This is a genomic window from Ignavibacterium sp., from assembly GCF_025998815.1.
Lineage (GTDB): Bacteria > Bacteroidota > Ignavibacteria > Ignavibacteriales > Ignavibacteriaceae > Ignavibacterium.
The window spans coordinates 1,637,570-1,650,091 of record NZ_AP026678.1 but is presented as its reverse complement, the minus strand read 5'-3'; the positions used below and the strand labels follow the sequence as shown (position 1 = coordinate 1,650,091).

General features: G+C 34.0%; 4 protein-coding genes. All 4 read left to right on the top strand.

Going from position 1 to position 12,522, the window contains the following annotated elements; genetic code table 11:
* The first annotated feature begins 18 nt into the window (after positions 1-18).
* The 4 genes from Q0X14_RS07055 to Q0X14_RS07040 are packed head-to-tail and all read left to right on the top strand — an operon-like array spanning position 19 to position 12,378.
* The gene (locus tag Q0X14_RS07055) at positions 19-867 is read left to right on the top strand and encodes a cupin-like domain-containing protein (protein WP_297844383.1); all 849 of its coding nucleotides are present in this window, start codon (positions 19-21) and stop codon (positions 865-867) included.
* Positions 868-900: 33 nt separating this feature from the next.
* Positions 901-8,865, top strand: coding sequence for a non-ribosomal peptide synthetase/type I polyketide synthase (locus Q0X14_RS07050; RefSeq protein WP_297844380.1), 7,965 nt, complete (start codon positions 901-903; stop codon positions 8,863-8,865).
* Between the two features lie 7 nt (positions 8,866-8,872).
* The gene (locus Q0X14_RS07045) at positions 8,873-11,449 is read left to right on the top strand and encodes an amino acid adenylation domain-containing protein (protein ID WP_297844378.1); all 2,577 of its coding nucleotides are present in this window, start codon (positions 8,873-8,875) and stop codon (positions 11,447-11,449) included.
* Positions 11,450-11,469: 20 nt separating this feature from the next.
* Complete coding sequence (locus Q0X14_RS07040; protein ID WP_297844376.1) at positions 11,470-12,378, top strand: hypothetical protein; 909 nt, start codon at positions 11,470-11,472, stop codon at positions 12,376-12,378.
* Positions 12,379-12,522: the final 144 nt, after the last annotated feature.

Here is a 12,522-nt window from a genome sequence, read left to right as displayed (position 1 = left end):
GGTTAAGGAGTAAGTAAAATGAATTCATTAGAAAAAGTTAAAAATATTTCACCGGAGGAATTCCGAAAAGAATTTGTAGCGAAAAGAAAACCAGTAGTAATTGAAGATGCAACAAAACATTGGAAAGCGTTGGATAAATGGACTCCGGAATTCTGGCAAAAAAACTACGGAAGCAAAATAGTCGAAATAGATGGTAAAGAAATCTCAATAAATCAGGTAATAGATTTATCGCTTAAATCAGATGAGAATAATCCCGCACCATATTACAGAAATATCAGAATAGCGCACGAGTATCCTGAATTAGTTCCTGACATTTCTCCTGAATCAGAGTTTTGTTTGCCAAATTATTTTCTACATAAAGTATTTACTCCTCTCAGGACTTCGCTGTTTGCCTACGGTCAATATGAATTATTTATAGGAGGGAAAGGAAGATCATTTCCATATCTGCACTATGATGTTCCGGGAGCAGACACTTTTATTCACCAAATAGCAGGTGAAAAAGAACTAATACTATTCAGCCCTGATGATTCAAACTATCTTTATCCAAAGACAGGGGCTGAGTTTAATGTCTCTTCTATTCCGGATATTGAAAATGTGCAACTTGATAAATTTCCACTTTATAAAAATGCTACAAAAATTACAGTCGTTTTAAAAGCAGGTGAAAGTATATATTTCCCATCAGGTTGGTGGCATACAGCCAAGATGCTATCATTCTCTATTTCAATTGGTATTGATGTAGCAAACCAATTCAACTGGAAAACAGTAGAAGGATTTTTAAATAAAAAAGCGAAGGCAAAGCTATCTGTTTTATCACCATTATTTATGATTTATCTAAAAGCCGGGAAACAATTCGCTAAATCAAATTAAAGTTTGAAATTAATTAAAAAAGAAAATTCATTTATGATTGATCAAAAATCAATAATTGAACTATTTGAAAAACAAGTAGCTCAAAACAAAGACGAAATTGCAATTGTTTCGTCTGCAAAAGAATATACTTATGATGAGCTGAACTCTAAAGCAGATGCAATTGCTAAAACTTTACAGGATAGAGGAGTTACCAAAAACTCTTTTGTTGGATTAGCAGTAGAACGTTCATTTGATTTGATAGCTTCGGTTTTAGGTATAATAAAAGCTGGTGGGTGTTGTTTCCCGATTGATATGAATTATCCCTCTGACAGAATCAGTTTTATGATTGATGATGCTAAACCTAAGCTAATTTTAACAACACATTCAGCTAAAAAAAGAATTCCGGATTTTGATTCAGAAATTATTTTAGTTGATAAAATATCTGAACAAAATAAAACCAATTTTAAGACGATTTATCCGGAGCCAAACGACCTGATTTATCTGATCTATACCTCCGGTTCAACAGGCAAACCAAAGGGCATAAAAATGCCACATCGGGTTATTTCTAATCTTATTGATTGGCAAAATAATATTTCCACCCCTGGCAGATTCCGAACATTGCAGTTTGCACCGATTAGCTTTGATGTTTCTTTTCAAGAGATATTTGCGACATTAACAAGTGGTAGTACTCTATATTTGATTGATGATATTAACAGAAAAGACCCATTCGAATTAATAAAGTTTATATCAAAGTATCAGATAGAAAGAATCTTTTTACCATTTATAGCTTTACAAACTCTTGCAGAAGCAGCAGAGCAATCAAATTATAAAAATTATTTGAAACACATTATTACTGCTGGTGAACAGCTTATAATAACTCCACAGATAAAACAATTTTTCAAAAATCATTCAGATGTAATTCTCCATAATCAATACGGACCCTCGGAAACACATGTTTGTACTTCGTTTATACTGAACGGAGATGCAGATAGCTGGTCAAAACTTCCACCAATTGGTAAAGCCATTCAAAACTCTAAAGTTGTTTTGTTAGATGATAATCTTAACCTGGTAGCTCGTGGAACTGAAGGAGAGATTTTTATCGGAGGAATTTGTGTAGCTGAAGGATATTTGAACAGAGACGAATTAACTGCCGCACGATTTCAAAAAATTCTGATTGACGGGGAGGAACAGATTTTCTACAGGACAGGTGATCTTGGTGTAATCAATGACCTCGGTGATATTGAATTTTTAGGACGCGCTGATGAACAAATAAAACTTCACGGTTACAGAATTGAACCTGGTGAAATTGAAAATTACATCCTTGAATTTCCAGGGATTAAATCTGTTGCGGTTATTTTACAAGAACTAAGTAATCAAGAAAAGGTTCTTACAGCTTATTTCAGCTCTGATGGAAAGGCTATTGATGTAAATGCACTCAAATTGTTCCTTGATGAAAAATTACCATCATACATGGTTCCGAAGTATTATTTTCAGAAAGAAGCACTGCCATTAACCCCAAGTGGAAAGATTGATAAAAAAACATTAAAGTCTGAAAAAATTAACTTAGAACATAAATTGTCGGATAAAACTTCTGAGTTAAAAATAGATTTTATTGAAAAAACATTAATAAAAATCTGGCAGGAAGTTTTAGGAAAAGATACTTTCACCATTGAGGACAATTTTTTTGATATAGGTGGAGATTCGATTTCAGTCGGAAGAGTACAAATTAAAATTAAGGAATATCTCAAAGAGGATATTTCCGTAGTAGATTTATATACTTATCCATCCATTTTTTCTCTGCGAAAATTTATAAGTGAGAAAAGAAATTTACTCCATACAAGAACTAAATCAATTAAACAATTAGTCAAACCAACTGGTTCTGATATCGCAATCATCGGAATTGCTGGCAGATATCCAAAAGCAAATACAATTAAAGAATTCTGGGAAAATCTTTCGAATGGAGTTGAAGCGATTTCTTTCTTCTCCGATGAAGAGCTTGAGTTTATTCCAAACAGCAATCCCGATTCTGAATTAAAATTTATAAAAGCACGTGGCGTTCTTGAAGATGCCGATAAATTTGATGCAGAGTTCTTTGGTTTTAATCCAAGAGAAGCTGCAATAATGGACCCTCAACATCGGGTATTTCTTGAGTGTTGTTATAACGCTCTTGAAGATGCCGGATATGTTCCTGAAAAATTTGATGGTTCAATTGGAATTTTTGCCGGCTCAAGTCTGAATACTTATTTGATATACAATTTACTTTCTGACAGAAATAAGCAGGAAGATTTGGCTAACTCGTATCAGATAGCTGATTACACCACCCTCACCGGAAATGATAATGGATTTCTTACTACAAAAGTTGCTTACAAATTGGGACTTAATGGTCCTGCTGTAAATGTTCAAACTGCCTGTTCAACTTCACTTGTTGCAGTTGGAGAAGCATATAAAAGTCTTATTACAGGCGAATGCGATATGGCAATTGCTGGAGGAGTTTCAATATCGTTTCCACAAAAAAGAGGATATTACTTTGTTGATGGAAGTATTGGTTCAGTTGATGGTCATTGTAAGCCATTCGATGCTGATGCAACCGGAACAGTATTCAGTGCAGGTGCAGGAGTAGTTGTATTAAAACGACTTGAAGATGCAATCAAGGATGGAGATTCTATTTATGCAGTTATTAAATCCGTTGCACTAAATAATGATGGCAGTGACAAAGCAGGTTATATGACACCAAGCATTGATGGACAGAAAGATGTTATAGTCAGAGCACAGAAAATGGCTGGCATTAATCCAGAAACAATTAAATATGTCGAAACTCATGGAACCGGTACTCCTGTTGGTGATCCAATTGAAGTAACAGCATTGGAAAAAGCTTTTAGAATTTCAACTGATAAAACTCAGTTCTGTGGAATTGGTTCTGTTAAATCAAATGTTGGTCATACTGATGCAGCAGCCGGTGTTACAGGTTTAATTAAAACAGCTTTGGTTCTGAAACATAAAACGATTCCACCAACACTTCATTTTCAGAAACCAAATCCGAGATTTGATTTTTCAAAATCACCATTCTATGTGGTTGATAAACTCACACGGTTAGAAAGTGATAACGGTCCAATCAGAGCAGCAGTAAGTGCATTTGGAGTTGGTGGAACAAATGCTCACGCTGTACTTGAAGAATATATCGATAATGAAATCAGAGGCAAAGAAGAGACAAGTAAGCAGATTTTAATTATTTCAGCTAAAACAGAAAACTCATTAAAAGCAAATGTTTCTTCGCTTTTAAACTTTTTAGCAGATAACAAAAATGAAAATCTCAATGATATTGCTTTCACACTTCAGCAGGGAAGAAAGGAATTTGAATGGAGACAGTTTGTTCTTGCATCCGATATTTCCAACGCTGAAAAGAAATTAAGAGATGCCGTTGCCTCAGGCAGCAATAAATCAAAAGTGAATCTGAATGATCGCAATCATCTTGTGTTTATGTTTCCTGGACAAGGGGCTCAATATGTAAATATGGGTAAAGGGTTATATGATTCCGAACCAGTTTTCAAAGAGACAGTAGATAAATGTTCTGAAGTACTTATTCCATTATTAAATCTTGATATTCGTGAATTACTGTTTCCTGAAAATTTGAATGATGAATCAGCGAGGAAACTTGAGCAGACTGTTTATACACAACCAGCTTTATACGTGATTGAATATTCTCTTGCAAAACTGTTTATAAGTTATGGAATTAAACCTAACTCAATGATTGGTCATAGTGTGGGAGATTATGTAGCTGCTTGTTTGGCTGATGTATTTACACTTGAAGATGCTTTGTTCATTTTATCGGGAAGAGCAAAGCTGATGCAACAGCAAAAATCCGGAAGTATGCTCTCTGTAAGAAGCAATGAAGAGGCAGTTAAAAAACTTATTCAGGATGAAGATATTGCAATAGCTGCAATCAACTCACCAAATCTTGTTGTTCTTTCCGGTGAGACAGAAAAAATCAAAACCTTTTCTGAGAAGCTAAATGAATTGAACATTGAGAACAGAATTCTCTTTACTTCTCACGCTTATCATTCAAAGATGATGGAGCCAGCTATTGAACCTTTCATAGATGAGTTTAAACATATTACGATGAATAAACCATCTGCTCCTTTTATTTCAAGCTTGACAGGAACCTGGATAACTGATGAACAAGCAACTGATTCTAAATTCTGGGCAGCTCAGTTAAGAAACACAGTAAGATTTTCCGATGGAATTAAAGAACTACAAAAAATTAATAATATTGTTTTGGTTGAAGTTGGTCCTGGAAGAGCATTATCAACAATGGCAGGGCAGCATAAAAAAGAAACAGGTAAGCAGACAATCGTAACGACACTAACTCAACCAAATGAAGATGCTGATGATTCAACCAACTTCCTTAATGCTATTGGTAAACTTTGGATAAGCGGAATTAAAATTGAATGGGAAAACTTTCATAAAGATAAACGAAGAAGAAGATTACATCTTCCAGGATATCAGTTTGATCGAAAAAGTTATTGGATTGAACCACCTAAAAGAGATAATTTAAAGCAAAAATCTGAATCCGATTCTTCTGCTCCGGTCGTTCAATCAATCAAAAAAGAAAAAGTTAAAAAGGTAATTCAAGGAGAGGCAATGTCGCGCAAAGAATATATAGCCGGAATTCTTAAAGAAATACTTCAAGAACTTTCCGGAATAAATAAATCTGAACTTGATGAATCAAAAACATTTCTTGAGCTTGGATTTGATTCTCTATTTATGACTCAGGTAAGTCTCGCATTTCAAAAAAAGTTTGATGTGAAAATTACTTTGCGTCAATTGCTTGAAACTGCACCAAGTATCAACGCAATAGCAGAATTTATTGATGGTTCATTAGCACAGGGAAAATTTGAACCACCAAAACAAGAAATAGTGATTGAAGAGGAAATTGAAGTTCCTGTTTCCGATAACAATCAGCAAAATATTTCTCAAACCTACGCCCAGCAACAAATAGCATTTGTTCCTACAAATAATGTTGAGAAACTTATCCAGGAACAACTTGAAATAATGAAGAAACAACTTGAAGTATTAAGCGGAGTGAAAATAACACAGCAGGTTCAAAATCAAATCTCTCCATCAGTCACCGAACAACCTAAAGCAATTAAAGAAGAGAAATTATCAACTGAAACATCTTCAAAGCCGAAAGATGAGAAAAAAGTATTTGAAAGATTTGGTCCTTATAAACCGATTGAAACTAAAAAGGGTGGTGCGTTAACCGAAAAGCAGCAGAGATATCTGAATCGTTTAATAGATGAATACACAAGAAAAACTCCAACCTCAAAAAAAATGACACAGGAAAATCGAGCGCATTATTCTGATCCAAGAACGGTTTCTGGTTTTCTTCCTATCTGGAAAGAAATGACTTATCAAATAATAGTTAAGGAATCAAAAGGTTCTAAACTTATTGATGTTGATAATAATGAGTACACTGATGTTATAATGGGCTTTGGTCAGTATTTATTCGGACACAATCCTGATTTTCTGAAAGAAGCGATTGAAGAGCAATTAAAACTTGGAATAGAGATTGGTCCTCAATCTCCAATAGCCGGTGAAGTTGCAAAACTGATTTGTGAATTTACCGGATTAGACAGAGCAGCATTTTGTGTTACTGGTTCAGAAGCTGTGCTTGGTGCAATGAGAGCTGCCAGAACTGTTACTGGCAAAGATAAAATTGTTTTCTTTGCAGGTGATTATCACGGTATTATTGATGAAGTTTTAATTAAGACTACTGTGAACGGTGATCAGATTAAAACAATGCCAATTGCTCCTGGTATTCCAAGAGAGAATGTTCAAAATACCATTGCACTTGAATATGGTTCTGAAGAATCATTAAGAATTATTGAAAGACTTTTGCCAGAGCTTGCCGGAATTATGGTTGAACCTGTTCAATCAAGAAGACCTGATCTTCAACCAAAAGAATTCTTACATAAACTAAGGGAAATTGCTGACAAAGCAAACATCCCACTGATTTTTGATGAAGTGATAACCGGATTCAGAATTTCAAACGGCGGTGCTCAGGAGTATTTTGGTGTAAAAGCAGACATAGCTACTTATGGAAAAATTATTGGTGGTGGATTTCCAATAGGTGTTATTGCCGGAAAGAAATTATATATGGATGCTTTTGATGGTGGTTATTGGCAGTATGGAGATGATTCAATTCCTGAAGCAGGAGTTACATTCTTTGCAGGAACTTTTGCTCGTCATCCTCTTTCACTTAAAGGAGCTTTAACTGTTCTTAACTATCTGAAGAAAAATAATAATCAATTGCAGCAGGAGTTAAATTCAAAAGCAGCATCACTTGCAAAAGAGCTTAATGAATTTATGTTGAAAAGAAATGTTCCAATTAAGTTCTTAAACTTCAGCTCGGTTCTTTATTACAGTTACCCGAAGGATCTGAATTATTTTAGCTTACTTTTCTATTTATTAAGGCACAAGGGAATTCATATTCTGGAAGGATTTCCATTCTTCCTTTCTTCAGCACACAGTGATAATGATATAAAGAAAATTATCAATGCATTTAAAGAAAGTGTTATTGAACTTCAGGATAATGGATTTTTCCCCTCACCACTTGAAGGTGGAAATGGGAAAATTGAAAAAGAGGGAACTGTTGAGTTCGAAACAAATCAGTTTCCTTTAGCTGATGCTCAGAAAGAAATCTGGCTCGCATCTCAGATAAGTGAAATTTCTAATTGTGCTTTCAACGAATCAAATAACATTGAGTTCAAAGGTAAGATGAATGTTGAAGCATTCAGAAGAGCTTTTGACAGATTGATTCAAAGACACGATGCATTAAGAACTACTTTCTCCGGTGACGGGCAATATCAGATTGCTCACGATAAAATCAACTTCAATCTCGATTTAATCGATCTATCTGAATTGCAGGAATCAGATAAAGAAAAAGAGTTAGATCGTTTAATTCAAAACGAACCTAAAATTCCATTTGATTTGGTTAAAGGTCCGTTACTGAGGGCTTGTCTAATAAAACTTGATGATGAAAATCATAATCTTCTGTTAACTGCTCATCATATAGTTTGCGATGGCTGGTCGTATGATGTAATGGTTCGTGACCTTAGCAGATTATACAATGAAGAAATTGAAGGAAAGAAATCTGAAGAAATTATTCCGATGCAAATGAAAGATTATGTTGAATACCTTGAGAATTTCAAGCAGACCAATGATTATAAACAACAGGAAAAATTCTGGTTAGAAAAACTAAGTGGTGAAATTTCTGATATTGAACTTCCAAATGATAAACAGCGACCTGCAATTCGTACTTTTAATGGCGCACGGATAACAGGATTTATTGATGAGCAGTTATTTAACAAAACAAAATCTTTGTGCGTTAATCAAAAAGTGACTTTATTTACCACTATGCTGTCCTTGTGGGGAATTTTATTGAATAAACTTAGTAATCAGAATGATATTATAACAGGAATTCCTGCTGCTGGTCAGCAAGTTGTTGGTGCAGATGATTTGGTTGGACATTGCACAAACCTTCTTCCCATAAGATTTAATATTAAGTCAGATATGAAATTTTCTGATTTCCTAAAAGATGTTAAATCTCTTGTTCTTGATGCATATGAAAATCAGCAGGTTACTTATGTTGATATTATTTCTAAACTAAAATTAAAGAGAAGTTCTAATCGCTCACCATTGCTATCAACAATGTTTAATATTGATCCTGCAATTATGGGATTAAAGTTTTCCGGACTTGATTGTAAGATGAATGTTAATCCAAGAGTAGGATTTCAATTCGAGATAGGATTTAATATTGTTTCTTACGATAACCATTGCGAAATTGAATGTGACTATAACACTGACTTATTCACCGAAGAGAAAGTCAATTCAATCATTAATTATTATAAAAACATTATCCAGCAGGTAACAGATAATAATGAAATTCTGATTAAAGATATTAAGGTCTTAAGTGTAAATGAACTGGAACAAATAATGAACTTCTTAAACGGAAATAATTAAACACACAATGACAGTTTATTCTTTATTTAAAAAACAGGTAAGCGACAGTCCGAATTCGATTGCAATTTCTTTTAATGGTAATAAAATTTCCTATAAAAAATTAGCAGAAGAATCTGATAAAATAGCGCATCTACTAATTGAATCCGGAGTAAAGCCAGGCGATATTGTTGGACTCTGTATAAACCGCTCTGCTGAGATGATAATCGCTCTGCTTGGAATAATTAAATCTGGTGCTGCTTATCTTCCGCTTGATCCATTCTTTCCGGATAAAAGATTGGAATATATGTTAAATGATTCTGCAACACGTTTCTTAATTACTGAATCTTTGCTTTTTCCAAAGTTCAGTTACTACAAAGGAAAGTTTATTGATGTCAATGAAATCAAGCAGATAAAATTAAGTTCTGAGGTGGTTGATAAATCAGATGAGAACAATCTTGCTTATGTAATTTACACCTCCGGATCTACAGGTAATCCAAAGGGAGTGCAAATAGCTCATTATAGTTTGACAAACTTCCTTTTATCAATGCAAAAAACTCCTGGCATAAGTGAAAAAGATAATATACTTGCATTGACCACTCTTTCGTTTGATATTTCCGGATTAGAGATTTTCTTACCTTTAATTACCGGAGCGAAAATTACTATAGCAACAAGAGATGAAGCCAAAGATGGAAAATCTTTATTAGATAAAATCAAAAAAGAAAAAGTAACAATTGTTCAGGCAACACCATCAACCTGGAAAATGATGATTGATTCCGGGTGGAATGAAAAGTTAAAAATAAAAGCTTTATGTGGTGGCGAACCATTGCCGCAGGATATTGCGGCAAAATTATTAGAGCTTGTTGATGAATTATGGAATATGTATGGTCCGACAGAAACAACAATCTGGTCTTCCTGTTCAAGAGTGATTAAAGGAGAATCAATTCATCTTGGTAAACCTATTGCTAACACACAGTTTTATATAGTTGATAGAGATTTAAATTTCTGTCCGCCCGGAGTTGCGGGAGAACTTTTAATTGGTGGTGCCGGGTTATCAATTGGATATCTTAACAGAGATGATTTAACAACAGAAAAGTTTATCACAAATCCTTTTGATAAAGAAGGTAAGTCCAAAGTTTATCGTACAGGTGATCTGGTTAAACTCAATTCAAAAATGCAACTTGAATTTCTTGGCAGAATTGATAATCAGGTAAAAATAAGAGGTTATAGAATTGAACTTGAAGAGATAGAAAATGTAATTAAAAAAAATGAAGCAGTTAAAGATTGTGCTGTTGTTGTAAAAGAAGTGAATAACGATAAAAAGATTATTGCTTATTTAGTACTAAAATCAAAATTATCCGAAGAAAATTTACCATCTGAAATTAATTCAATCCGAGATGTTGCAATCAGAAATCTTCCTGATTATATGATTCCTGCCTTGATAATTCCTATTGAACAATTTCCACTTACACCTAACAATAAAATTGATAAAAAAGCTCTTGCGGCAAGAGATATCTCCGGAATTATTTCACACACATCAACTGCAAAAGCCGAAACTGAAATGCAAAAGACTTTTGTTAATATCTGGGAAAATCTTCTAGGTATTTCGGGTATCGGAATTGATGATAATTTCTTTGAGCTTGGCGGGCATTCAATACTTGCAGCACAAATGCTTGCTGATTTTGAAAAAGCAACGGGGAAGAAGATACCACTTGCTGAAATGTTTACTTCACAGACAATCAGACAACTTGCTAAAATAGTTGAATCGGACAATACAGAACTGAAATGGTCTCCCTTAGTTGAAATAAAAAAAGGAGATGCTTCGCTTCCACCATTATTTTTAGTGCACGGAGCCGAAGGAAATATTTTGCTTTACAGAGATCTTGCTAAAAGATTGAATTCAAATCGCAGTGTGTATGGTATTCAGGCAAGAGGATTAAACGGAGAGGATCATATTCATCATTCGATAGAAGAAATGGCAGCCGATTATATTAAAGCAATCAAAACAGTGCAACCCAAAGGACCTTATCATATCGGTGGATATTGTATGGGTGGTTCTGTAGCTTATGAAATGGCGTTGCAACTCTCAGAAAAGGGTGAATCTGTGGCAAATGTATTTCTGTTGGAAACTTATAATGCTTGTCTGCTTGATCACGAAGCATTGAAAAAAACACGCATTAAAGAAAAAATTGAAAATATTAAATTTCACTTTGAAAATGTAAAATCTTTAAGTGGAAAAGAGAAAGTGGCCTTTGTCCAGAGGAAAGCTGAAACTGCGCTGAAAAGAACAAGCGCAAGGATAAGCAGAATAACTTCTTCGATGGGGTTAAGTGATAAAAAAGAAATTAAAAGTCATATTACATTGACATTAAGAGATATTAATGATCAGGCACAGATGCGATACCAACCTGAAGGTTACAGAGGTAAAGTTGTTCTTTTACGACCTAAAGTAAGTTTTACTACTGAGTCAGATCCCAAATTCGGCTGGGGTGATTTTGTAAAAGGTGAACTTAAAATCTATAAGCTTGATGTTGCACCGAGAGGAATGTTAGCAGAACCTTTTGTAAAACAAACTTCAAGTATCATTGAATCTGAAATCAATCAGTGAAAAAGTTTTAATGAATATAAATGCTTAAACCGAACGATCTGGTAAGAGTAAAATCTTTCGAACAAATAATTCAAACACTTGATGATGAAGGCTGCCTTGATGGACTTCCATTTATGCCTGAAATGATTGATCATTGTGGAAAAATTTTCAGAGTTTCTTTGAAAGTTGAAAAGACTTGTGTAGATAATCCAACAATGTATATGGCTGAATTCAGAAATAATGATGTTTATTTTTTAGAAGATTTAAGATGCTCCGGAATTTATCACGATGGATGTCAAAGATATTGCAGATTATTCTGGAAAGAATCCTGGCTGGAAGTTGTCAGGGGCAATCCGGAAGAAAATGAAGCTGGTACTAAGTTAAAAGATGAAATAATTAAGCAGCGATTAAAAACAAAACAATCAGAAGAAATTTACTTCTGTCAATCCACACAATTAAGAAATGCAACGAAACCATTATCAGCTAAAGAAAAAATTTTTAAACTATTCAAAGATGTTCAAATTGGAACTTATAATTTTTATGAAGCACTCAAACTTTTGATTCAACCTCTTATTCGTAAAGTAATAAAAAAAATAAAAGATCAACATCCCAAAGGTGAATTAACAAAAACTCCGGAAGAAGTATTAAATCTTCAGCCCGGCGAACTGGTACAGGTGAGGTCATTTGAAGAAATTCTTAAAACACTTGACAAGCGTGGAAAGAATAAAGGACTTTCTTTTGAACCGGATATGAAAATGTTTTGTGGAAAGCAATTCACTGTGAGAAACAGACTGGAGAAAATGATTTTGGAAAGAAACGGAAAAATGGTAGAAGTAAAAAATAGTGTTATTCTTGATGGAGTTACCTGCGAGTGTTTTTTTGCTTTTGGTGGTTGTCCGAGAAAAGAATTTCAATACTGGAGAGAAATCTGGCTTAAAAGAATAAATTAAGCTAATCTTACTAAAAAATATTTTCCATAACTAGTAATTAACATTCTAACTAATAGCGATAATAATATACCGATACCTACAATCATTCAGTTAATCTTGAACAAAGTTAACTTCTGAATTGCTTTTAAGTTCAGATGAAAAAAT

Coding starts and splice junctions, on each gene's coding strand:
- Q0X14_RS07055 (WP_297844383.1), top strand. CDS start 19: ATGAATTCATTAGAAAAAGTTAAAAATATTTCACCGGAGGAATTCCGA.
- Q0X14_RS07050 (WP_297844380.1), top strand. CDS start 901: ATGATTGATCAAAAATCAATAATTGAACTATTTGAAAAACAAGTAGCT.
- Q0X14_RS07045 (WP_297844378.1), top strand. CDS start 8,873: ATGACAGTTTATTCTTTATTTAAAAAACAGGTAAGCGACAGTCCGAAT.
- Q0X14_RS07040 (WP_297844376.1), top strand. CDS start 11,470: ATGCTTAAACCGAACGATCTGGTAAGAGTAAAATCTTTCGAACAAATA.